We start from the raw sequence: 24,567 nt of genomic DNA, 5'->3' as shown, positions 1-24,567 counted from the left end.
CAAGCCTACAAGCCTACAAGCCTACAAGCCTACAAGCCTACAAGCCTACAAGCCTACAAGCCTACAAGCCTACAAGCCTACAAGCCTACAAGCCTACAAGCCTAATTATATCACATTTCTTATTAACCTCTCAAATTTTATGGGAGGTTTAAATGTCTAATATTAAAACAGAAGATCAAGTACGAGATGAAGCTAAAATTATCCTACAATTTGATCAAAAAGAAAAAAATATAAAACAAGGCACAGGTCAAATTACCACATTTAACCAACTGGGTTTTAAAGGTGTAAGCGATAAACCCGATGGTTGGTATTTGCCTGATAATGTATCTAATGTCGCTATTATTCTTGAAACAAAAGCAGAAGATAAAGATATTTCAAAACAATCATTTATTGATGAATTATTTAAAAATCTTGATATTGTTAGCTCAAAGTACACAAAAATCATCGGTATTTTGTATAATGGTAATGATGTCCTTGTTTACAAAGGTAAGCAAAAAATTCAGACAGCTAAAACCTTACAACCTAAACAATATTATATTGATTTATTCAAAGATAATACCATTGATAAAAACAGAATTTATTCACTTACTAAAAAAATCAATGATTTATTGCATTTCAAATTCGGCATTAAAAACTTATACCATCGCATGATTTTTACAGCTTCGGCATTAATTGTTGAGCGCTTTGGTGGTAATTTAAATGCCATCAAAAACAATGGTTATGAACCATTTAGGAATAAAATTTATGACACATTAGCAAAATCATTGCAAGTTCATAGACAACAGAATTTAAAAATTGATATTTTGTTAGAAGTATATAGTGAAATCAGAGTAAATATTGTTGAAAACCAAAATGATATTAATTCATTCATTGATTATGTTATTGAAATTTCACAATCTGTTAATTCTGATAACTGGAATGGCGAAGATGTTATGGGTATTTTCTTTAACGAATTTAATCGTTATAAGAAAAAATCTGAAAGCGGACAAGTTTTTACACCTGAACACATTACATCATTTATGTATGATTTACTTAATGTAAGTTATGCTGATAATGTGTTAGATGCAGCTTGTGGTAGCGGTGCTTTTTTGGTTAAAACAATGGCAAAAATGCTGAAAGAAGTAGGCGGTAATAATACAACTGAAGCTGAAATTATTAAACAAAAAAAGTTATACGGAATTGAATTTGATCGTGAAATTTTTGCTTTGGCATGTGCCAATATGCTTATTCACAAAGATGGAAAAACCAATTTAGTTCATCTTGATACACGAGAAAATCAAGCTTGTGAATGGATAAAGTCTAAACCAATAACCAAAGTATTGATGAACCCACCGTATGAACGAAAATATGGTTGTAAAAAAATTGTAGAAAATGTATTAAAAAACGTAGCAATAGGAACAAAATGTGCTTTTATTTTACCTGATAAAAAATTAGAAAAGGATAAAATGCGCAGTTTGTTGAAAAATCATACCCTTGAAATGATTATTAAACTGCCTGAAAATTTATTTGACTCTGGTGTTACCACTAGTATTTTTGTTTTTGAAGTGGGCAAGCCACAAAATAACAAACAAATTTTTGCTTGTTATATGGTAGATGATGGCTTAGAACGTGTTAAAAATCAAGGGCGACACGATATTAAAAACCGTTGGGCAGATATTGAGCAATATTGGTTAAATGTTGTTATTCGTAAAGTAGATGAGCAATTCCAAACACACCAATGGTTAAACCCAAAAGAACATTTATCTTATCAAAAACCACAGCAAGAATTTGAGATTTTCAAAGAAGATTTCAAAAAAGTAATATTTGATTACATTTTGTTTGAGCAAGGTATTGATGTAAAAACCTTTAATGAAAACCTACTTAATAAAGTGCTATATCAATCTAATGTAGAAAATGCTAAATTGGTACTGAATTTACAGGGAGCTGATGATGAATAAATTGGATATTTCAGAATGGAAAGAGTTTGCAATTAGTGAATTGTTTGAAATTAAAAGACCAGCAAGTAGAACGGTTAAACAGTATGAAACTGGTAGTATTCCTTTTGTATCATCAGGAAATTTTAATAACGGCATAGATAAATTTGTTCAGCCTTTGGATACTGATGTTTTAGATAAAGGGAATTGCATCACAGTTAGTCCTGTTGATGGTAGTTGTTTTTATCAGCCTACTGACTTTCTTGGGCGTGGTGGTGGAGGTAGTTCAATCATTTTACTGTATAATAAAAAACTTAATAAAAATAATGGATTATTTATTGTTTCGGTAATTGGTAAAACTTTAAGACAACTATTTCAGTATAACGATATGGGAAGCTCATCGTCTATTAAAGATGAGCTTATCAAGTTACCTGCTACTATAAATGGTAAACCTGATTGGGTGTATATGGAAAAATTTATGAGTGATTTATTCAGTGTAGAAACATATAAATTGAGTCTGTTATCAAAGTTGTAAATCAGAATGTTTATGATATAACGTTGTTTGTTATTGGCAAAACTAGCCTGTTATCAGTACGAATAAGTGGCTTGTTCGATTTAAAAATACTATCAGCTATTAAAATACGCATTAACTATGTTTAAATGAACTAGAATAAATTTTAGGGGAATAAATAATTTTCCCCTAAATAATTTATATGTATAATTTATCCTTAATCAAAACATTAAGGACGAAATCTCATAGTTTTTGCAGGCTGAACGTATTCTACAACGTGTTTTTCTTGTTGATTAACTTGGTTTAATCTTGTTGCAATCTCATTTAATTCTAAAGCGATAGTTTCTAAATCCATATTATTTAATAATGGATCTATTTGTGCATCAACAGTATAGAGCCAAACTAATTTATCAGGAATGTCGGCATATTCAAACAGTCGACTAGCTAAATCAGGGGAAATATTATCAGGGAAATTCTTTGCAATAAAATGTAAGTCGAATAAATCTCTTGCTTTAATTCTAGGGTTATTGCCATCAAAAGCAGCAGATAATTTATTGTCAAGAATACGCTCAATGCTTGCTACTTTAATACCATTAACAAAACAGATTTGTTCTTTAGGCGCAGGCGTTCTATATGATACTTCAATTTTTAAACTATCATTTGCTCCAGTTTCTTTAACATGATAATTAATTATGTAACGGCTCACTGTGTCAGTGTCTTTCTTTATATTAATATTTTGTATTTCAAAGCCATAAGGTAGCGCTTCTTTGATCCTATTAACTAAATTCAGTTTTTTATCTGAATCAAAATCTAAATCTTCTGAAAATCGGTTCAAGCCATAAGCTAAATAAAGTGCCGTTCCACCTTTTAATACTAGTAGAGTATCAGCAAGATTCTTTAGAATACTTACCATTAACTTTTCATGAAATTTATTTCTTGTTCAGTTATTGAAATGGATTAAATATTTTCCATTTTTGTAACCGCTCTTTTTCAAGATGATTTAATTTATCCTCTGCTTGATAGATTAAGTCATAGACGTCTTGTTTATCTTCAAAGGCAGGGAACCAATCCTCAAGAATAATATTGTTGACAATGCCTGTTTGTAACGAATGTGTGTATAACATATCAAAACAAGCTCGTGGGTGATCGGCGATATAGATAGGGGCGTTATCATAGGTGTAACCTAGCCAAGCTAAACGCTCAGTACCATCAATGATGCCTTGTTGACTTAATAAATGGTTGGTATTGTAACGTTGATTCTCGCCATAGAGATAGATAAATTCAGGTAAAGGGTTCGCTGCCCCTAAAATAGCGTGTTTATGCCAATCGCCAGTGCCTTTAGGGCTATAAATGTTTAATGCCACAATACTACTCACATAACAGGTTGGTGTGGTTTTTGGGAAAATAAGTGCCATAATTACTCCTTATTATTGAGCAAATAATATTCTATAAAATATCCTACAGCAATAAAATGTGAATTTTATAATACAGAATACCCGACTTTTTCACATTTAATGATATATTTAACCTTATAGGCCTATCCCTTTATTGAGTTTTTTAGTCATTAAGCCAAATAAGGTTTAATAAATTAAAAGGCTCAATAAAGGGATTGTTGTTTTATGGCACAACATTTTTTATTATCAACGAAAGCACGCCACTTGTTTATACAAGTTGGCAGTCTGTCTGATAATGATATTCTGTTGCGACTTAAAACTGCACGTTGGGGTAATCCTACCAATGTCAACGATGTCAAATGCCCTCGTTGTAATACAAAACACGAAGCCTATTTCCTCAAATCTCGCCAACAATGGCAATGCAAACATTGTTGTTATCGTTTTTCCATCACCGCAGGCACGATTTTTCAAGGTACAAAACTCTCTTTGCGTAAAATTATATTAGCCATTTTCTATTTTGCGACTGAAAGCAAGGGATTATCCGCCATTGCCTTATCGCATAAGCTCAGTGTGCAATACAAAACCGCATGGGTACTACTGCATAAATTTCGTGAATCGCTGAATAAAACCAAAGATTTAGCACCACTCAAAGGAGAAGTACATATTGATGGCGCTTACATAAACTACTATATTCGCCCTAAAAACTTTCGCCATAAACGTATTGATAGACGAAAAAAGCGCTATCAACGTACAGATAAATCTTATGTATTGGTATTTCGCCAACGAGCCGCCAATCAAGCCATAATAAAAGGGGCTGATAGAAGTATTGTGGCGTTAGTGAAAGAGGAAAATACGCAAGATATACTCAATTTAACTCAACGCTTAGTCAAGCCGAATAGCAAAATTTATGCCGATGAAAATCCTGCCTATGATGATTTAGCCTTTCATTATGATTTATGGCGAGTTAATCATTCACAAACATACTGTTCGATTGACTGCATCACTAACAACCTTGCCGAATCCTTTTTCGCAAGGCTACGGCGAGCGATAACAGGCATCTATCACAAAATGAGCAATAAATATCTGATGCGCTATGCCAATGAAATAGCATGGCGAGAAGATAATCGCCGAAAAAGCGTAAAAGAGAAATTTGAGCGACTTTTAACTTGTTGCTTAAATACCTTGCCATCACGAGAGTTTACAGGGTATTGGCAAGGTAACAAAAAAGGTGATGCGGTGTTTGGCTTGGCAAGCCTCACCGCTTCGAATGATCGACACTACTTAAAGATAGCCTAATAAGGAAACATGATGAAAACATTGATGTTGATTTATATTTTGGCAGTGATTTTTATCTACCAACGATTAAAACAATTACCGCTTATGCACTCTATGATTTCAGCTTTGATGATTTTCTTGACGAGCAACGGACTGGCGTATTTCTACCCTGATGTATTGAGTATTCAAATTATTAGTGCAGTGAATACCGTTCTTTTTATGCTCGAGATGACGGTGCTGTTTATCGGTATAATATATCACTTTGGCTACCTTAAAATAAAAATTAGCAATCAAGCTCAATTTGATTCATTACCCCTCATGCCAACGTTCGTGCTTTACCCAAGAATACTGTTACCTCCCTCAGAAACAGATATTCACGATGATTTTTGGCAACAGTACAAGAATCTTAAATAACCACGCTTTTTAAACTGACTTACGGTAAGGGTAAATCTTGCTTATCCGCCAATCATAAAGCATCAACAAAAGCGATTTCAACTAAAAAGCCTTTAGCATATTATTGCGCTAAAGGCTTTTGTTTTTTACGGTTAATAGGTTGATTTTTAACTTTGTGCAACTGCTACATAATACCGTATACTACAAGACTTTAACCTACTTTTTTGAAAATGAATAAATAAATTGCCCATATTGTCAAAATAACTCAATCCACAAACATGGAAAGAAAAAGACTATTCAACGCTATAAATGCAATCATTGTAATAAAACCTTTACCTTTCAATACAAATTAAATCCCACAGAAATTTGGTTTCATTATTCTCAAGGAAAACAGACGTATAAATAGCTTGCCATTAAATATCAATGTTCTGTTAAAACAATTCAAAGATATATTGATAAAGCCCCGAAAAATACCTTAAATTTACCCTCATCAACTTATTTAAATATTATTATGGATACCACTTTCTTTAAGCGAGATTTTAGTGTGTTAGTGTTAATGGATAGCCTGACAGAAAAAGTGATTTATCATCAAATTGTAAAAACAGAAAAGGCTAGTTATTATCAACTAGCTTTAAATAAATTAAGAGAAAAAGGCTATATTATTCAATCAATTACCTGCGATGGTCGTCGTGGATTATTAAACGAGATATTCAATACGCCTGTTCAAATGTGCCATTTTCATCTTGTGGCAATGGTGATGAGAAAATTAAGAAAAAAACATCAATCTCAGGCAGGAAAGGAATTAAAATCATTGTGAAAACCTTAAAAGAAAGCCAAAAACATGATTTCTTTCGTCGTTTGCATTATTGGTATTTAAAACATCAAGATTATTTGGAATGAACGCTCAGAGAAATGCAATGAAAAAGGTTATTTTCCTTATAAACATAAAGGATTAAGGGGAGCATTAGCGAGTATGAAATATGATGAAAGGTATTTATTTACCTTTGAAAAGTATGCGGAATTAAATATTGAAAAAATAACAAATCGGTTAGAAGGTTTATTTAGTGCACTTAAGTGTAAATTAATTAATCATAATGGATTAAGTAGAAAACGTAAGGTTATGTTTATAAAGGTTTTTTTAAATAAAAAGAGTTGCTAACAATTTGAGAGAATTATTATTAGCAACTATTTTGTCCATTACACCTATTATTTTAATGAGCTTAGCAAAAAACAATAAAAAATACATTTAATTTAGTATTTTCAAGGGGGTAGCGGTGTTTAATGAAGTGATATGAAGTGGTTGATGGTGCGACTAGCTGGACTCGAACCAGTGACCCCCACCATGTCAAGGTGGTGCTCTAACCAACTGAGCTATAGTCGCACGTTTGAAGTGGCGTAATCATATAAGTTTTTGCGTTTTAACACAAGTCTTTTTCTATTTTATCGTGATGACTGATAAAAATTTAGGCATTATTTAGCCGTTTTATAGGCAAGTTAATCAGCCTTCGTATAATGTTCAAGTTGTTCTACACCTAAGGCGCCTGAGAAGGCTTGTAATCCAGAAGCATTGCCTTTGCGTACCATACTTTGCATTGCTTGCGTTGGGATATGCAATAATCGGTTTGTTAATTTATAACTTAATTCTTGTAATAATGCCTCGGGATTTTGTCCTTGTTGTAATCCTTGCAGGGCTTTTTCTAATAATTTCTGCCTACTTTGTTCCGCGTCTTGTCGGTAATGTTGAATTAAGCCTGAAAATTGATGTATTTTCAACCAATCAAAAAAATCCTGACATTCTTGTGTAACGATCTGTTCTGCTTGATATGAGGCTTTTTTTCGGGTGTCTAAGTTACGCTGAATAATACTTTGTAAATCATCAACGCTGTAATAATAAACGGTATGAATATCACTTACTTTTTCATCAACATCTCGAGGGACAGCAATATCAACAATTAACATCGGTTTATTTTTTCGCCGTTGTTGAGCTTGTTTAACCATATTTTGTGTAATTAATACTTGTTCACTGCCTGTTGAGGTAATCACAATATCCGCTATATCAAGCCCTTGTTGTAATTCATTCAAGGTCAATATATTTATTTGGGATTGAGCTAATTTTGCTACGAGGGCTTCTGCTCTCGCTAAAGTGCGGTTCGCAATGGTTAAATTTTTTGCGCCATGTTGCAATAGATGACGTGACACTAATTCAATGGTTTCCCCAGCTCCCACTAATAGAATATTGAGATGATGAAAAGAATCAAAAATTTGTCTTGCGAGATGACAGGCAGAATAAGCAACGGATACCACAGCACTACCAATTTCTGTTTCGGTTCGTACACGTTTCGCTGTCGCAAAGGTTTTTTGAAATAAGCGAGAAAGCTCACTTGAAATAGGGCGCTGTTCTGCTTGATAAAAATCTTCACTATATTGATAGGCTTGCTTTACTTGCCCTAAAATTTGTGGCTCGCCTAAAATGAGGGAATCTAATCCACAAGCAACGCGCATAATATGCTGTACAGCTTGCATATTTTGGTAATAATAACTGTGTTTTTCTAGGGCATTAAAATCAAGTTGATGAATTAATGCAAACCAATATAAGCAATGTTGTTGCCAAATTTCGCTTTCTTCAGGCGGAATTTTTTTATTATGTAAGTAGATTTCTGTTCGATTACAAGTCGATAAAATAATAGCGTGCTGAGCCAAGCCATTACGCTGTAATTGCTGTAATGCTAATATTCGTTTTTGTTCAGAAAACGCTACTTTTTCTCGTAAGGATACTGTCGCTGTTTTATGGTTTACACCAAGCACTAGAATTGTCATAGATAATCGGTAATGCGTTGATATTACAAGTTATTTACTTTTATAGTTGTCTCACTTCGTCTTGGCAGGTTTTGCCGTCCTATTGCTTAGGTTAAATTGAAACGACCATATTTTGCTTGCAATTTATTACGCTTAAATAAAATCCCCCAAAATATTGCGTTATTTTAATCAATCCTATGAAATTGAGCAAATTAAACCTGAATAGGAATAGGCTATCATTTTTATCATCAATCTCAGTAATTTTTAACTTTGGTTAATACTGCGATAGGTTAAAAAGTAATAGCTTGTTACGCCAATTAACACACAAAAGAACATAAACAATAACATTGGCTTTGCACTATAAATAGGTAATAAAGATAATAAAAAACCAACCAATGCCCCTGTGCCAAAACGAATAGTACCGACCAAGGAATTGGCGGTGCCTGCATATTGTGGAAATTGTTCTAAAATTGATGCCATCGCATTAGAGCCGATCGTTGATAACATACCAATATAGCAGGCAATCCCTAATGCCATTGGCCAAAATCCAAGGTCAAAGATTGCCACCAATAATAACCAAGTGCCTGCAATAAATTGTACAGATAAACCAAAACGTAGCATTTTTTCTGCCCCTACTTTCATTACCATACGGCTATTAATTGAAGTAAATAAAATCATCATTGACATATTCATAATGAAAAAATAGCCAAAATGTTCTGAGGCAACGCCATAAATATCAATATAAACGATAGAGCCTGAGGTAAGAAAACAAAACATGCCAGCAAACGAAAATGCCCCGCAAAGTACATAGCCTACCACCGCTTTAACTTGTACTAAAGAACGAAAATTACGCACAATCCCACTCAGATTAAAGACCACTCGCTTTTCTGAAGGCAAGGTTTCAGGAATACGGATCAAAACCAATAGGCAAGATAGGAACCCCATAAAAGCCAATACATAGAATACAGCATGCCAATGAAAAAACTTAGCAATATAGCCTCCCAGAAAAGGGGCTAATAAGGGAGCAAGCATAGAAATGAGCATAATCAACGACATCATTTTAGAAAAATAATTTTTACTAAATAAATCTCGCAATAATGCCCCTAATACCACTGCTGGCGCGGAGGCAAATAATCCTTGTACAAATCGCAACCCTAAAAAATGCTCAATACTGGCTACTTGAGTCAAGATTAATGCAATAGTGGCTGAAACAAAGGTTCCAATTAAAATGGCAGGCTTACGCCCAAAACTGTCTGCAATCGGTCCCCACAAAAGTTGCCCAAGGGCAAAACCGAGGGTAAATAATGCTAACGTATTTTGCACACGCTCAGGATTAACCTGTAAATCCTGGGCAATATCTAAAAAAGAAGGCAAATACATATCAATGGCTAAAGGGGGCAACATTGCCAAAATCCCCAATACCAAAATAAATACAAAACTTGCCTGCTGTTGTGCAGAAGTATGCTGATTCATATTAATGTCCTAAATAAATACAATCCATTAAAAATTATCTTTCCCTTGACGTAATTGGATAAATTCAGCTAAATCTTTGGCTTGCAAAAAAGGGTTAATTTCTCGTTCTCGCTTTAAGGTTGTCGGCAAACTTGGTTTTCCCTCAGCACGCCATTTTTCCACCAAAATTTTCTGATTTTGCACCGCACTTTTATGCTGTTGATCTTGTGCTACATGATAAGCAAATGCCAGATTGGATAACGTATATTCATGTGCAGGACAAAGGATAGTTTCTGCGGGTAATTGATTTAAGCGTTGTAATGAAGCAAACATTTGCGCATAATCGCCCGTAAACACACGTCCACATCCCCCCGAAAAAATCGTATCACCACAAAATAAATGCCCATCAAGCAAAAAGCTCACATGATTTGCCGTATGCCCACCGCTAGGAATAACCTCAATTTGATAATGTGCCGTATGAAACTTGCCCTCATTAATTATTTTTGACGCATACTCAGCGGTTTCGCTCGGCCCAAATACCTCAACCTGTGGATATTGTTGTCGTAACGCTTTGACACCAGCAACATGATCATCATGGTTATGCGTCAATAAAATCGCCTCCAAAGTAAGCTGATGTTGCTGTAAATAATCAATAACAGGGCGAGATTCTGCCGGATCGATCACAATAACAGGTAAATTTTCTCGCCCATAAAGCCAAATATAGTTATCATTAAGGACTGGTAGTGCAACTAACATAAATTCTTCCTATTGAGAGTCAGTAAATGAAATGGCAAGCTAAATCTAACACAACCTTTCGCTTACCTACCTGTTGGCAAGAAATCCAACAAGGCGAACAATATCGTAAATCGCTTGAACAATATTTTGCAGACTGGTTTCCCAAAATTTTAGGCTACCATATTCTCTATATCGGCGGATTAAGTGCCGAAATTCATTATGAATTACCTCTACGCAATCAAATGGTTATATGCCCAGAAATTTCCCAAAATCTCACCGCACTTTACGCCAATAAGCCCGATCATACACTGATTAATGCGAAAATAACAGAGTTACCCTTGATAGAAAAACAGATCGATGCTTGCCTATTAATCAACAGTTTGAATTTTTGTCAAGATCCCCATCAATTACTGCGTGAAGTCAATCGTGTATTAACCGATGACGGTTATCTTTTTCTCTCATTATTTCATCTATGCAGCCCACTATTATTTAAACGGCAACTCAATACCAAAACACACCCAGCTCTGCCTTTTCGTCAATTTATGGATTGGCGAGTTTTAGATTGGCTCTCTTTATTACATTTTGATATTCTTGATCACCAACGTTTAACCATCACGCCACTTCCTCGCTGTTTTTCCCCATTAAGTGTCATCGTGGCACAAAAACGCACCTACCCAATTCCCATGACGCCTCAAAAAGTGCGGTTTAAAAATCAACAGGTTTTTAATGTGGCGGAGGTTTGTAAAATGTAGAACGGCTATAAAAGGAGTGATAAATTTCTATGTTTTCACTCGGTATTAATATTTTTAAAAGTGCGGTCAATTTTAAAAAATTATTTTTAATATGACCGCACTTAAATATTATTTACTCAAGTAATTCAAACCAATAAGGGCAGGGTTTAAAGCGTTCGCCGTAGAGTGTCACGTGATGATTGAGTTCTGCTAGGATATTTTTTGCTCCCACTTTTTGAATGTAAGCATAAATTCCGCCACGAAAACTTGGGAAGAATGCACCAAGTACCGAGGCAACATTACCTTCTTCTTGGTTTGCGATAATGCCTTCTTGCAAACAATACATCGCTTCATTTAACATCATTAATATGCAACGGCGGACAATTTGTTCCGCTTCAAGATCGTTGGCGGAAATGACTTCTAATACATAATAAATACTGCCATCAACCGCGGTGCGATTATCGTCACGATCATATAAATAAAAACCTCGTTTATTTTTTATCCCTTTGCGTTCATCATCAATTAATAGATTGATTTTTGGCGGTAAAGCAAAACGTTCGCCGAGTTTTTGTCGTAGGGTCGGTAAGGATTTCACCAGAATATCTAAGCCAAGTTCGTCGATCATTGCTAGTGGCCCGAGGGTAAAACCAAATTCTTGTAAAGCACGATCAATAAATTCAACGGTTTCGCCATCAATAATGCAATTAATGGCTTCGAGTAGGTAAGGGGTGAGAATACGATTGATAAAAAAGCCCGCTTGGTCGGCGACTAATAAGGGGATTTTACCTTGTTGAATGGCAAAATGAATGGCGGTGGCAATGGTTTGTTCTGAGGTTCCGCTATGTGGAATAATTTCTACCATTTTGCGTTGTGAAACGGGGCTAAGATAATGAAAGCCAATGATGTTTTCGGGGTGTTTGGCTTTGGCGGCAATTTCCGCAATGGAAAGGGTGGAGGTATTGGTGGCAAAAATAATGTTTTCGCCATAATAATGTTCGGATTCACGCACCATTTGTTGTTTTAATGCCAGATCTTCATAAACGGCTTCAATAATAAAATTGGCACGATGTTGTCCAACGAAACGTTCTCCCCCTGTGATGAGCTGCATTTTTTGACGCATTTGCCCTAAGGATAATGTCCCTTTTTCAACTTCTTTTTGTAATAGTTTATAGCTTTTGTTTAAGGCTTGTAATATGCCTTCGGGGTGAATATCTTTGATGCGGACAGGGATATTGGCGTGCTGAGCGGTGATATAAGCAATGCCTGCACCAAGAAAGCCACTCCCTAAAATCGCAACGTTACTAATGTCTTGTACATTACCACGAATACGATATTGTGATTTCATCGCTCTTGCGGTTTGTTCTAATAGGCGTAGGGCTTGGGATTGTTCGGTCAGATAAAGCTGGGCGAAATGTTGGCTTTCTAATGATGCCGCTTTTTTATTGTCTGTGTGTTTTAGAACATCAAGGATCGCCTGTATTGCGATACGGTTATCAAGGACGTTTGGAATATTGGCTTCTATCCGTTCTAATAAATAATGGCGTGAGAAAGAGCGGTTGATCCAACGATTTTTTTGTTGAATTAAACGGTTTCGCCAATGGGGTTTGGGCTGGTGAGTTTGAGATTGTTTAATATACTCAAGTGCGGTAGGAATTAGTACGGTTTTTTCCACCCGGGTATGAATAAGCCCAAGGGATAGGGCAGTTTTTCCATCAATCTTATTACCCGTTAAAATCAGTTCTGCCCCTTGTTTTAAACCGATAAGATTAGGGAGGCGTTGCGTTCCACCTGCAAAAGGGAGTAAGCTTGAACGGACTTGTGGCATTGCAAAGGTGGTAAAGATATCATTGCTCGCAATACGGTATTGACAGCTAAGGGCAAGTTCTAAGCCTAATCCATAACAATCGCCATTAATGGCGGCGACAGTGGGGATTTTTAAGTATTCAATTTCTTTAAATAGCTGTTGGGCTTGTTCAGAAAATTTTTCTAATTCTACCGCACTTTTTTGTTCTAATTGGCTTAGATCAAAACCACGGATAAAATTATCGGGTTTGGCTGAGATAAAAATAAGCCCTTTTAATTGTGAACGCAAAATAGTGCCAATAATTTCTCTTAATTCTTCAATAAAGTGAAGATTAAGTAGGTTAAAAGTATGTGCGTGATCATTAATAGTAACAATACCAATTTGATGTTGTACATTGAGTGTAAAAGTTGCTTGTTGTTGATATTCCATTTTATTCTGTCTCCAAAACCATCGCACCGCCTAGTCCACCTAGACCACAACCTGTGACTAAAGATAGGCCACCACCTCGGCGTTTTAATTCAAATAATGATTGAATAATAATGCGTAAACTGCTTACTGCACGAGGATTACCATAAGCTAAAGATCCCCCTAATACATTAAACTTATTCATATCTATTTCGCCAAGGGCTGCGGTGCGATTGAGTTGTTGTTGTGCGAAGTGATCATCGGCAAATAAACGGATATTCGCTAATGCTTGGGCTGCTGAGGATTCGTGCATATCAATTAAATCCAGATCCTTGAGCTGTAAATTAGCACGTTGTAAAGCAAGTGATGAAGCATAAGTAGAACCAATAAGCATATTCTGCCAGACATCGTTACCTGTCATAGCATAACTGCGGATATAGCCCAATACCTTAAGACCTTCAGCTTTGGCAATATCCTCACGCATTAACATTACAGCTGCCGCGCCATCACAGGATTGGCTGATATTCCATTGGGTAACAGAACCTTGTTGTTTATCGCTAAGGGGCGTAAGTTTTTGATAATACTCCGCTTTAGGCTTGGATTGAATCAGGTTATCAGCCACTACAAAATTTTCATAGGGTGCTGGAAAAGATAACATCACTTGTTCTTTTAAACTGTTATCACGCCAAGCCTGTTTGGCTTTTTGATGAGAATTGAGCGTAAACTGATCTTGGGATTGTCGATCAATTTGGAAGTTTTTAGCCATTTGCTCAGACACATCTTCCAAAGCAAGATCGGTCACATATTCTTTGGGATTAACACCATAAGGTTTTAAATCAGCCCAAGTTAATTGCTTAATAAGAGCCAATTTTCGTTCCCAGCCCTCAGCTTGTAGAATATCTTTAATGCCTTGAATTAAACGTGGATTGAGACTAATTGATGAATTAGAAATGGATTCGGCAGCACCCGCAATCCCCCCTTGTGAAGAGCCTGTAATAATAGCGTTTGCCACATTGATCACCGCTTGTAACCCTGTCACACAAGAACTGCTGATTGAATAGGCGGAGGCATTGACTCGCCCTAAACTTACGGCAACACCTCGAGCAATATTTTGAATGGCGGCGTGTTGTGTTACTTGTCCAAATACAAATTGTTGCAGTAATTGTGGATCAACGGCAACACGATTTATCAATTCATTGGTTACCATTGTGCTGAGGTCAATCGCAAACGTATGCTTGAATCCCGTATCTTTTTGTTGGAAAGGCGTGCGTAAACCACTAACAATCGCAATGCGTTGTCCTTGGGCGGTAATTAAACATTGGTCTGACATAACATAATCTCGATATTTATTAAAACGACGATATTGTCTTTGTTGTGAGATAAGGCAAAGTTTGCCCTTGAATGGCGTATTTTGCTGTTTAAACGTATCGGCTGACAAGTATAACAAACAAACGAGATTATCACTATAACCCAACAAGACTAAGCGGTGCTTGTGTTGTACTCTGTGCGGAGATTAGGTAAAATCTCCCCTAATTGAACTTAGGATATAAAAGTATGGCAAAGAAAAAAATTAAAGCAGGATCAAATACTATCGCCTTGAATAAGCGAGCAAGACACGATTATTTTATTGAAGAAGAAATTGAAGCAGGATTGGCTTTACAAGGTTGGGAAGTAAAGGCGATGCGTGCGGGTAAGGCAAATATTAGCGATAGTTATGTGATTTTTAATCAAGGCGAAGCCTATTTATTTGGCGCAACCATCACGCCATTGAGTGTTGCTTCAACCCATATTGTGTGCGATCCAACACGCACACGCAAATTATTACTCAATAAACGAGAATTAGATTCTCTCTTTGGTAAGGCAAATCGTGAAGGATTTACCATTGTCGCACTCTCGCTTTACTGGAAGCAGGCTTGGGCAAAGGTTAAAATTGGCTTAGCAAAAGGAAAAAAACAACACGATAAACGTGAAGATATTAAAGAACAAGAATGGAAACGCACAAAAGCGAGAATTATGAAAAATGCGAATCGGTAAGGGGAGTGTTGTATTATTTTAAAGTGGAATGATTATTACTAAAGACACCGCACTTTTAATTCAATCACAGGGTATTTAAATACCCTGTGATTGAATTAACAAATTCTGTTATTTTTTTGTCGCCTGTTTCATCAAACGTACAAAACTAGCCAGTTCTTTTAAACATTGTTCAGGATCATTGAGATGTTGTTCAATAATTTTTACCGTAGCTGAACCCGAAATTGCGCCTTGTACGCCTAGCGATAAGGCGTTTTTTACTTGGTCAGGTTTGGCAATGCCAAAACCTTGTAGGATAGGGGGGGCATTGTGGGCTTTTAATTTTTCCACTAAATGATCAAGATTGGTTGCATAGCTGTGATTTTCTGCACTGGTTACTCCTGCTCTTGAAACTAAATAAGTATAGCCTTCGCTATATTGGGCAACTTTAGCGATGGTGTTATCATCTGCGTTTGGTGGGCAAATAAATACAGGTTGGATACCCTGTGCTTTGGCGGCGGACACATAAGGCTCACAAGCTAATAGGGGAATATCGGCGACTAAAACCGCATCAACGCCCACTTCGGCACAGCGTTGATAGAATGGGGTTAGCCCTTGTGCATAAATCAGGTTGGCACATAATAATAAGCTAATTGGAATATGCGGATATTTTTGTCTAATTTTTGCCAATAATTGGAAACTTTGCTCTGTACTACAACCTGCTTGTAATGCACGATTATTGGCGGCTTGAATTACTGGGCCATCTAATAGCGGATCGGAAAAAGGAAAGCCTAGCTCAAGGGCATCAGCACCATTTTCTACGAGGGTACAAACGATATTGAAAGATTGTTCAAAATTAGGATCACCTAAGGTTACAAAGGGGACAAAAGCCCCTTCATTTTGTTGAGCTAAATGTTGAAATAATTGGGCAAAACGATTCATTATAAGCCTCCTTTTGCAGATAAAATTTTATCTACGGTAAAAATATCTTTATCGCCACGACCAGAAAGATTAACCACTAAAATTTGTGGTTTATCAGGATTTTGCTTAATCATTTTTAAGGCATAAGCTAAGGCGTGGGAACTTTCTAAAGCAGGGATAATGCCCTCGTGGCGTGCTAAGGCTTGAAAGGCCTCTAAAGCTTCATCATCGGTAATGCTTTCATAGTCGGCTCGTCCAATAGCGTGTAAATAAGCGTGTTGTGGGCCGACAGAAGGAAAGTCTAGCCCTGCGGAAATGGAATAAGATTCTTCAATTTGTCCGTCTTGGGTTTGCATTAAGGGGGCTTTCATTCCAAAATAAATGCCTACTGTACCATGTTTTAATGGGGCACCATGTTCGCCCGTAGCAATACCATGCCCAGCAGGTTCAATGCCGATTAATCTCACATTTTTTTCGTCAATAAAATCATTAAACATACCAATGGCATTAGAGCCACCACCTACCGCCGCAATTACGGCATCAGGCAAACGACCTTCTCGTTCAAGAATTTGCTGTTTGGTTTCTTCACCAATCATTTTTTGAAATTCACGCACAATGGTTGGGAATGGGTGTGGACCAGCAGCCGTACCAAGTAAATAATGGGTTGTGGCATAATTGGCTGACCAATCTCGCATTGCCTCACAACAAGCATCTTTTAGGGAACAAGAGCCTTTTTGCACAGATTCTACTTCCGCCCCCATTAAACGCATACGAAACACATTAGGAGCTTGGCGTTCAATGTCTTTTGCCCCCATATAAATTTTGCAAGGCATATCAAGCATCGCACAGGCTAAAGCGGTGGCAACGCCATGTTGTCCAGCCCCTGTTTCCGCAATAATGCGGGTTTTGCCCATACGTTTTGCTAATAAAATTTGCCCTAGCACTTGATTGGTTTTGTGTGCCCCACCATGCAAGAGATCTTCTCGTTTTAAATATAATTTGGTTTGGCTACCCTTGGTTAAATTACGGCAAAGGGTAAGGGCAGTAGGGCGTCCAGCATAATTTTTGAGTAAATCTTGGAATTGTTGTTGAAAGGCAGGATCTTGTTTTGCCTCAACAAATGCCAGTTCTAATTGCTTTAACACAGGCACTAAAATCTCTGGTACATACATACCACCAAATTCACCGAAATAAGGATTTAAAAGGGTTTCTTCTGTCATAATTTATCCTTGTGAACACTGATAAGTTAAAATTTTACTAAAAATTGACCGCACTTTTTCGCTTGCTTTGATACCAGCACTGGTTTCTACCCCTGAATTAAGATCAAGCCCTAAACAACCTTGGGCTAAGGCTTGGCTAACATTATCAGGGTTAATTCCGCCTGCGAGCATAGCTTTGGCTTTTAATTGTGATGGAATATATTGCCAATTAAAGGATTTGCCTGTGCCACCTTGTTGCTGTTTGCTTTTACTATCAAACACATAACGATCCACCTCAGCACATTCTTGAATATTAAGGGGTTCAGCTTGTTCAATATCAATAGAAATAGCTTGCCATATTTGCACTTGTGGCGGTAATTGCTGGCGTAATTGTTGAATATATTGCGGATCTTCTTGCCCATGCAGTTGCACCGCAAACAGCGATAATTGGCGAGCTAAATTAACAATCAATTCTATGGGCTGATTTTGAAAAACGCCAACAAAACGCAATGGAGCAGTGGTAACCAATTCTTGTGCTTGCCTTAAGGATACGCAACGAGGGGAATTTTCTACAAAAATCAATCCGCCATATAACGCCCCTTGTTGGTAAGCCAGCTCAACATCTTGCGGACGAGTTAGCCCACAAATTTTATTTTCACCAAAAATCACTGAACGTACGGCATTATTTAAATCTTGTTCCGCCATTAAACTTGAGCCAATTAAAAAGCCATTAACCACCGATTGTAATTGTTGGACTTGTTGATGAGTATAAATCCCTGATTCACTGATAATAATACGATCGGCGGGGATTTGTTTAGCGAGTGGGGGAGTGCGTTGCAAATCTACGCTGAGATCGTGTAAATCTCGATTATTAATGCCAATCACTTTTGCTCCCAAGGCAATGGCTCGTTCTAGCTCTGCTTGGTTAGAGGTTTCGGTTAATATTCCCATATTTAATTGGTGGGCTAGTTGTGCTAATTGTTGATATTTCTCATCATCAAGTACCGATAACATCAATAAAATGGCATCGGCTTGATGATAACGAGCAAGATAAACTTGGTATTCATCAATCATAAAATCTTTGCATAACACTGGTTGTGTGACAATGTCACGAACTTGTTTTAAATATGCAAAGTCACCCTGAAAATATTTTTCATCAGTTAAGACTGAAATGGCATTGGCGTAGTTTTTATACACCTGTGCAATCTCGTTTAAGTCAAAATCCGCTCGGATAAGCCCTTTTGATGGCGAGGCTTTTTTACATTCTAAGATAAAAGCAGGGCGTTGCGAGTTATCTTTTGCCAAGGCTTGATAAAAAGAGCGGTCTGATTTTTCAATGTTTTTTACAAATTCTGTTAAGGGAAAGGCTTTTTGTTTTGCGTTAAGCCAATCCATTTTATCTAAGATAATTTGTTGTAAAATCGTGGGTTTATCGGTTAAATTCATTATGCTTAGCCTTAATATTGGGTTAGTTGAGTTAAGGTTTCAAATGCTTTACCTGTAGCAAGCTGTGCCATAACTTGTTCGGCATTTTGTTTAATATCAGGTTGTCCAAATAATTTTAATAACAGCGCTGTATTCATTGCCACTGCTTGTTGATGAGCTGGTTTTCCGTTACCTTGTAACAAGTTGGCAATCATTTCCGCATTTTGTTGAGGTTCGCCACCTTGTAAACTTTCTAAAGGCTGAGGGCGGAAACCAAAATCCTGCGGCGAAAGGCTATAATAGGTAATGTTACCCTGAGAAATTTCAGCCACTTCTGTTTTGCCATGAATGGCGACTTCGTCTAAGCCACAACCATGCACCACAATACTATGCTGATGACCGAGTTTTAGCGCAGTTTCTGCATAGGTTGGGATAAGTTTTGCGGTATATACCCCCAATAATTGCTGTTTAGGACGAGCTGGGTTAATTAATGGCCCGAGAATATTGAAAATGGTACGAGTTTTTAAGGCTTGGCGTACTGCAACAGCGTGCTTAAAGCCTAAATGATATTGTTGAGCAAATAAAAAGCAAAGATTAATCTCATCGAGTGCTTTTCTTGCAGTTTGAGCATCAATGCTAACATTCACGCCTAAGGCGGTAAGTAAATCGCTTGAACCAGTTTTACTAGAAACACTGCGGTTACCATGTTTGGCAACTTTGATCCCCATTGATGCCGCTACAATGGCGGAGGCAGTGGAAATATTAATGGTATTTGCTCCATCGCCACCTGTGCCAACAATGTCGGCAAAAGGATAATCAGGACGAGGGAAAGGTTGAGCCGCTTGTAATGAGGCGGCAACTGCACCGCTGATTTCTTCTACACTTTCGCCTTTAATTTTTAAGGCAATTAAGGCAGCCGCTAATTGTTCTGGCAATAAATTGCCTTGAATAATCTGTTGAAAAAGCTGTTCACTTTCTTGCTGGGTAAGGGATTGTTGTTCAAAAAGTTTATTTAAAATCTGTTCTGTTTGCATAATTGTTCCCCTGAGTATTCATTATTGATAAATATCATAACTTAAATCATTGGCTTCATCACCTGTCATACCACGAAATCCCCAACAATGAGCAGGTTGTTCTTTAATGGTTATTTCTACATCAATGGGCGAAATATGGAGTTTATTTTCAAGTTCACAAAATAACATTTTAATCAGTCGTTTTTTACTCAATTCGGTTCGCCCTGCCATTAAATTGATTTCGATCACCATAAATTGTTCTGTACGTCCCTCAGGATAATAAAAATCTTCTGGATTTAACCCAATAAAACGCAAGGCGTGTTTACGTTTAGGAATGCCTAGCCCAAGGTATAAACAATCAAAAATAATGTGCATTATTGCTTCTTTATGGGGCGATAGTTGTTGTTTTAAGCCATAGACCCTAATCATATTGTCTTCCTTTGGTTAAGATTGGCGAGAATGAATATGGAGTAGCCAATCTATGGCTTGTGCCAATAATTTTCCCCCTTCTACCGTTAAGATACTTTCAGGGTGGAATTGAAAGCCACAAATAGGCAAATGTTGATGGCGTATTGCCATAACAATATCATTATAAGTGGCATTAACCACCAATTCCTCAGGCAAATCACTGCCCATAAGAGAGTGATAACGAGCCACAGGCATAGGATTTTGTAATCCTGTAAACATTGCTTGGTTATCATGTTGGATTTTGGATATCTTGCCATGTAGCACTTCGCCTGCGTGTACTACTTTTCCGCCAAAGGCTTCAATTAATGCTTGATGTCCTAAACAAATACCAATCATTGGGACTTGGTGTTTTAACTGGGCGATTAACGGCAATAAATTGCCAGCTTGAGCAGGATTGCCCGGCCCAGGAGAGAGGGCTAAAATGGTATCAGGTTGTGCTAAGGCCCGCTCAATTAATAAGGATAACGCACAATCATTGCGGTAAATTTGGACTTGGTGTCCAAGGGTACGAAATTGATCCACAAGGTTATAGGTAAAGGAATCAAAATTATCAATAAATAAAATATTTGCCATAGTTCAATCCTTGTATTAATTGCCGGTCTGATGATTGGTTTGCATAATGGCGTTAATCACAGCACGAGCTTTATGCCTTGTTTCATCAGCTTCCATTTGTGGATCAGAATCTAAAACCTCGCCACAACCCGCTTGCACATAAGCCATATTATTTTGGACGAAAGCAGAGCGGATAACAATACAGGTATCAAAATTGCCGTCAGAGGATAAATAGCCCACAGCTCCGCCATAGGAATGGCGTTTTTGTTGTTCAAATTGATAAATTAATTGCATAGCTTTAATTTTAGGCGCCCCTGTTAGCGTTCCCATATTCATACAGGCTTGATAAGCGTGTAGGGCATCAAGTTCAGGGCGTAGTTTACCTACCACACGAGACACTAAGTGCATAATATGTGAATAGCGATCTACTTGCATAAGTTCTTTAACCTGTCTTGTGCCACTTTCACAAACTCGTGCAATATCATTGCGAGCTAAATCCACCAGCATTAAATGTTCGGCTAATTCTTTGTGATCTAAACGTAATTCTAATTCTAAACGGGCATCTAATTCCTGATCGATTTTGCCATTTTGATCAAAACCTCTTGGACGAGAACCGGCAATAGGGTAAATCTCTAATTGGCGAGTTTGTGCCGAATATTTTAACGCACTTTCTGGCGATGCTCCAAATAAGGTAAAATCCTCATCTTGCATAAAAAACATATAAGGGCTTGGATTATTGCTTTTTAATTGCCGATAGGAAGCTAATTTATTCGGGCAAGGTAAAGAAAATCGGCGTGATGGTACAATTTGGAATACATCGCCGATATTAATATGATGTTTTAAGGCTTGGATAATCCCTTTAAACTCAGGATCTTCAATATTCACCTGTACTTCTGTTTGCACATTTTGTATGTCTAAGTGCGGTGTGATTTTCACCAGTTTTTGTTTAATTTGAGCTTGTTCATTGAGTAAGGCTTGTCCTTGTTCAGGATTAAAACAAAAACTAAATAATTCTGCCGTTTGATGAGCGTGATCAAAGGTTAATAGTTGCTCGGCAAGATAAAACACATAATCAGGACAGCTTAAACCATCATCTTGTAGCTGAATATTTTCCATAGGAATAAAATTACTGACGAGATCATAAGCAAATAATCCGCCGAGAAAAATAGGGGTTTGACTATATTGGAAGAGTTGGGTTAAAGCCCTTAGACCATCAAAAATGGTGGCAGATTGTAATTTGCTATCTTCATCTAAATTGGGATCAAGGGGAGCAAATTCGGCAATTAATTGTTGTTCATTCACTTGGTTAAGGGAGCAATAAGTGGCTAAATATTGCTTAATCAGAGGCAGAACCGCTTTACCATTTTCCGTTAATGCTTGGAATGTGACTTGTTGAGCAAGACAAGAAATTTTTACTGCCGTTTTGGCTAATAATAAACTTTTTAGGCTATTTTTGCTGGTAATTTCTGCTGATTCAAGTAATAACGTATGGGATTGATTGGCGCATAGGGTACCAAAAACTGCGGTGGGATCGGAATGATACGCCACTTGCTGATTAAAGGTTTGAATATAAGGAAATAACATAGATTGCCTCGATAACATAAAAAATAATCTTGCACTATTAAACTAGTACAAGATTATTTTGTCAAGGCGTTTCGCTATGATAAAAGTAGGACTGTTTAGAAATTAAGCATTTTTGATAATTTCATCAATATGTTGTTTCGCTTGGCGTTGAGCTTGAGCAATCGCGTCCGCACCATAACCAATGCCTTGAGCATAAACAAATTGTACATCAGTAATACCAATAAAGCCTAAGAATGTTTTTATATAAGGGGTAACCAAATCCGTTGCTGTGCCTTGATGAATGCCGCCGAAAGCACATAATACAATGGCTTTTTTACCTTTCACTAATCCCTCAGCCCCATTTTCGCCATAACGGAAAGTGACACCTGCACGAGCGATAAAATCAAAATAAGTTTTGAGCTGAGTTGGAATATTAAAGTTATACATTGGGGCATTGATCACAAGGGTATCTACGCTATTTAATTCTTCAATCAGTTGATCGGATAATGCCACCAATTTTTGTTGATTTTCGTTCTCAGCTTGTCCCTTGCGTAATGCTTGAGCGGCATTGGCATCGTAGCTTGGTAGAGGGTACTGAGCTAAATCACGTTCAATAATATGCACCTCTTCAAGTTGGGCGGTAAGATAATCGGATAGTTGGTTGGTTTGTGATTGATCGCCTAAAATACTTGATTTTAATACTAATAGATTTTGCATAATAAATTCTTCTTTCTTCATTTTGTATGGAATGAACACGAATGGCGAATATTATAAGCAGAAATAATAGGATAAAAAGCCTGAATTTGGAAAAAGATTATTTACTCAGAGTGAATAATCTCAGGATTTCATCTTATGGATAAATAAGGTATATTATTGCCCTTAAATTTTAAAGTGAAACAACGATATTTAACCTAATAACGAGAAAAGGAGGATAACAATGTGGTCTGAATTAGCCTTAGGTTATGGCTTATTTATTTTGCAAATTTTAACAATTATTGTGGTTATTGGCGTCATCTTTGCCATCATTATTGGTTTAAAACAAAAAGGTAAACTCGCTCAAGGCGAACTTGAAGTTATTGATCTTGCTGAACAATATCAAAAAAATCAACAAAAATTAGCGGATTTTCAGTTAAGTGAACAAGCGGCTAAAGCAGCGGAAAAAGACAAGAAAAAAGCGGATAAACTCAAAGCAAAAGCGGAAAAAGAGCGGTTAAAAAATAGTGAAAAAAATAATGAGCAAAATAAACCGCACTTATATGTTTTGAGTTTTAAAGGCGATATCCAAGCCTCAGCCACAACGGCTTTACGAGAGGAAATTAATGCCATTATTGCGGTTGCCAAACCTGAGCAAGATGAAGTGTTATTACGTTTAGAAAGTCCGGGCGGCGTGGTGCATGGCTATGGTTTAGCAGCCTCACAATTAAATCGTTTAAAACAACATGGCATTAAATTAACCGTTGCGGTAGATAAAGTTGCGGCGAGTGGTGGTTATATGATGGCGTGCGTGGCAGATAAAATTGTCGCAGCCCCTTTTGCCATTATTGGCTCTATTGGCGTGGTGGCACAAGTGCCAAATATTCACCGCTTATTAAAGAAAAATGATATTGATGTGGAAGTGATGACCGCAGGCGAGTATAAACGAACGCTAACGGTATTGGGTGAAAATACTGAAAAAGGTAAACAAAAATTCCAACAAGAATTACAAGAAACCCACGATTTATTCAAACAATTTGTGGCACAACAACGCCGCCATTTAGCCATTGATCAAGTTGCCACTGGCGAACATTGGTTCGGACAACAAGCTATTGAATTGCAGTTAGTGGACGAAATTGCCACCAGTGATGATTTGATTTTAGCGGCAATAAAAGAAAAATCAGTGCTGGCAATCAGTTATAAAACAAAGAAATCTTTGTTACAAAAATTTGGTAAACAAGCGGAAGAAAGTGCGGATAATTTATTGACTAAATTATTAAATCGCCAAGGCAAAGATTTTTATTAAGGTAGTAA

At 37.0% G+C, this 24,567-nt stretch carries 24 protein-coding genes and 1 tRNA gene; 9 read left to right on the top strand and 16 right to left on the bottom strand.

The window, feature by feature from the left end; genetic code table 11:
* Positions 1-152 precede the first annotated feature (152 nt).
* Together EV694_RS02225 and EV694_RS02220 are read left to right on the top strand one after the other, a co-directional pair.
* Positions 153-1,937 carry an HsdM family class I SAM-dependent methyltransferase gene (locus EV694_RS02225; RefSeq protein WP_132688615.1) on the top strand — a complete coding sequence of 595 codons (1,785 nt, stop codon included), beginning with the start codon at positions 153-155 and terminating at the stop codon, positions 1,935-1,937.
* Positions 1,930-2,448, top strand: coding sequence for a restriction endonuclease subunit S (locus tag EV694_RS02220; RefSeq protein WP_243645949.1), 519 nt, complete (start codon positions 1,930-1,932; stop codon positions 2,446-2,448). Before EV694_RS02225 ends, EV694_RS02220 begins: the two co-directional genes overlap by 8 nt.
* A 205-nt stretch (positions 2,449-2,653) precedes the next feature.
* Here EV694_RS02220 and EV694_RS02215 read toward each other — a convergent pair whose 3' ends face one another.
* Together EV694_RS02215 and EV694_RS02210 are read right to left on the bottom strand one after the other, a co-directional pair.
* Positions 2,654-3,337 (bottom strand): nucleotidyl transferase AbiEii/AbiGii toxin family protein, encoded by a 684-nt coding sequence (locus EV694_RS02215; RefSeq protein WP_132688612.1) that lies wholly within the window; start codon positions 3,335-3,337, stop codon positions 2,654-2,656.
* Between the two features lie 31 nt (positions 3,338-3,368).
* The gene (locus EV694_RS02210; protein WP_132688609.1) at positions 3,369-3,839 is read right to left on the bottom strand and encodes a hypothetical protein; all 471 of its coding nucleotides are present in this window, start codon (positions 3,837-3,839) and stop codon (positions 3,369-3,371) included.
* Between the two features lie 204 nt (positions 3,840-4,043).
* Here EV694_RS02210 and EV694_RS02205 point away from each other — a divergent pair, with 204 nt between their 5' ends.
* The 4 genes from EV694_RS02205 to EV694_RS11080 all read left to right on the top strand — a co-directional run bounded on the left by EV694_RS02205 (position 4,044) and on the right by EV694_RS11080 (position 6,303).
* Entirely contained in the window at positions 4,044-5,114 is a 1,071-nt protein-coding gene (locus tag EV694_RS02205) for an IS1595 family transposase (RefSeq protein ID WP_132688606.1), read from the top strand.
* Between the two features lie 12 nt (positions 5,115-5,126).
* Positions 5,127-5,507, top strand: coding sequence for a hypothetical protein (locus EV694_RS02200; RefSeq protein WP_132688603.1), 381 nt, complete (start codon positions 5,127-5,129; stop codon positions 5,505-5,507).
* Between the two features lie 217 nt (positions 5,508-5,724).
* The gene (locus tag EV694_RS11085) at positions 5,725-5,892 is read left to right on the top strand and encodes an IS1/IS1595 family N-terminal zinc-binding domain-containing protein (protein ID WP_424580039.1); all 168 of its coding nucleotides are present in this window, start codon (positions 5,725-5,727) and stop codon (positions 5,890-5,892) included.
* Between the two features lie 105 nt (positions 5,893-5,997).
* Positions 5,998-6,303, top strand: coding sequence for a transposase (locus EV694_RS11080; RefSeq protein ID WP_424580035.1), 306 nt, complete (start codon positions 5,998-6,000; stop codon positions 6,301-6,303).
* Positions 6,304-6,790: 487 nt separating this feature from the next.
* Here EV694_RS11080 and EV694_RS02190 read toward each other — a convergent pair.
* From EV694_RS02190 to gloB, 4 genes are all read right to left on the bottom strand, one after another.
* Positions 6,791-6,867: transfer RNA gene (locus tag EV694_RS02190), tRNA-Val, on the bottom strand.
* A gap of 113 nt (positions 6,868-6,980) precedes the next feature.
* Entirely contained in the window at positions 6,981-8,303 is a 1,323-nt protein-coding gene (gene hemA, locus EV694_RS02185) for a glutamyl-tRNA reductase (RefSeq protein WP_132688600.1), read from the bottom strand.
* A gap of 243 nt (positions 8,304-8,546) precedes the next feature.
* Positions 8,547-9,755, bottom strand: a complete 1,209-nt coding sequence (locus EV694_RS02180; RefSeq protein WP_132688596.1) for a Bcr/CflA family multidrug efflux MFS transporter — start codon at positions 9,753-9,755, stop codon at positions 8,547-8,549.
* A gap of 27 nt (positions 9,756-9,782) precedes the next feature.
* The gene (gene gloB / locus EV694_RS02175) at positions 9,783-10,490 is read right to left on the bottom strand and encodes a hydroxyacylglutathione hydrolase (protein ID WP_132688593.1); all 708 of its coding nucleotides are present in this window, start codon (positions 10,488-10,490) and stop codon (positions 9,783-9,785) included.
* A 26-nt stretch (positions 10,491-10,516) separates the two neighbouring features.
* On the opposite strand from gloB, the gene EV694_RS02170 reads away from it, so the two are divergent.
* A complete protein-coding gene (locus EV694_RS02170; RefSeq protein WP_132688590.1) occupies positions 10,517-11,221 on the top strand; it encodes a class I SAM-dependent methyltransferase in 705 nt (234 codons plus the stop codon).
* A gap of 112 nt (positions 11,222-11,333) precedes the next feature.
* On the opposite strand, the gene EV694_RS02165 is transcribed toward EV694_RS02170, so the two are convergent.
* The gene (locus tag EV694_RS02165) at positions 11,334-13,433 is read right to left on the bottom strand and encodes a 3-hydroxyacyl-CoA dehydrogenase NAD-binding domain-containing protein (RefSeq protein WP_132688587.1); all 2,100 of its coding nucleotides are present in this window, start codon (positions 13,431-13,433) and stop codon (positions 11,334-11,336) included.
* Position 13,434: 1 nt separating this feature from the next.
* Positions 13,435-14,739 (bottom strand): acetyl-CoA C-acyltransferase, encoded by a 1,305-nt coding sequence (locus EV694_RS02160; RefSeq protein WP_132688584.1) that lies wholly within the window; start codon positions 14,737-14,739, stop codon positions 13,435-13,437.
* A 224-nt stretch (positions 14,740-14,963) separates the two neighbouring features.
* On the opposite strand from EV694_RS02160, the gene smpB reads away from it, so the two are divergent.
* On the top strand, positions 14,964-15,443 hold the full coding sequence (gene smpB / locus EV694_RS02155) for an SsrA-binding protein SmpB (protein WP_132688581.1): 480 nt from the start codon (positions 14,964-14,966) through the stop codon (positions 15,441-15,443).
* A gap of 108 nt (positions 15,444-15,551) precedes the next feature.
* Here smpB and trpA read toward each other — a convergent pair whose 3' ends face one another.
* From trpA to EV694_RS02115, 8 genes are all read right to left on the bottom strand, one after another.
* Positions 15,552-16,361, bottom strand: coding sequence for a tryptophan synthase subunit alpha (trpA, locus tag EV694_RS02150; protein WP_132688578.1), 810 nt, complete (start codon positions 16,359-16,361; stop codon positions 15,552-15,554).
* On the bottom strand, positions 16,361-17,560 hold the full coding sequence (trpB, locus tag EV694_RS02145; RefSeq protein ID WP_132688575.1) for a tryptophan synthase subunit beta: 1,200 nt from the start codon (positions 17,558-17,560) through the stop codon (positions 16,361-16,363). Before trpB ends, trpA begins: the two co-directional genes overlap by 1 nt.
* Before the next feature lie 3 nt (positions 17,561-17,563).
* Positions 17,564-18,985, bottom strand: a complete 1,422-nt coding sequence (trpCF, locus tag EV694_RS02140; protein WP_132688572.1) for a bifunctional indole-3-glycerol-phosphate synthase TrpC/phosphoribosylanthranilate isomerase TrpF — start codon at positions 18,983-18,985, stop codon at positions 17,564-17,566.
* 11 nt (positions 18,986-18,996) lie between these two features.
* Positions 18,997-19,998 carry an anthranilate phosphoribosyltransferase gene (trpD, locus tag EV694_RS02135; RefSeq protein ID WP_132688568.1) on the bottom strand — a complete coding sequence of 334 codons (1,002 nt, stop codon included), beginning with the start codon at positions 19,996-19,998 and terminating at the stop codon, positions 18,997-18,999.
* A gap of 21 nt (positions 19,999-20,019) precedes the next feature.
* Entirely contained in the window at positions 20,020-20,406 is a 387-nt protein-coding gene (locus EV694_RS02130) for a tautomerase family protein (RefSeq protein ID WP_132688565.1), read from the bottom strand.
* Between the two features lie 15 nt (positions 20,407-20,421).
* Positions 20,422-21,018, bottom strand: coding sequence for an aminodeoxychorismate/anthranilate synthase component II (locus EV694_RS02125; protein ID WP_132688562.1), 597 nt, complete (start codon positions 21,016-21,018; stop codon positions 20,422-20,424).
* 15 nt (positions 21,019-21,033) lie between these two features.
* Positions 21,034-22,581 (bottom strand): anthranilate synthase component I, encoded by a 1,548-nt coding sequence (trpE, locus tag EV694_RS02120; RefSeq protein WP_132688559.1) that lies wholly within the window; start codon positions 22,579-22,581, stop codon positions 21,034-21,036.
* 102 nt (positions 22,582-22,683) lie between these two features.
* Positions 22,684-23,277 (bottom strand): FMN-dependent NADH-azoreductase, encoded by a 594-nt coding sequence (locus EV694_RS02115; protein ID WP_132688556.1) that lies wholly within the window; start codon positions 23,275-23,277, stop codon positions 22,684-22,686.
* 220 nt (positions 23,278-23,497) lie between these two features.
* Here EV694_RS02115 and sohB point away from each other — a divergent pair, with 220 nt between their 5' ends.
* A complete protein-coding gene (gene sohB, locus EV694_RS02110; protein WP_132688553.1) occupies positions 23,498-24,559 on the top strand; it encodes a protease SohB in 1,062 nt (353 codons plus the stop codon).
* The last annotated feature ends 8 nt before the right edge of the window (positions 24,560-24,567 follow it).

The sequence above is a fragment of the Volucribacter psittacicida genome (assembly GCF_004339025.1).
Classification (GTDB): domain Bacteria; phylum Pseudomonadota; class Gammaproteobacteria; order Enterobacterales; family Pasteurellaceae; genus Volucribacter; species Volucribacter psittacicida.
This window is presented reverse-complemented; position numbering and strand designations above follow the sequence as displayed.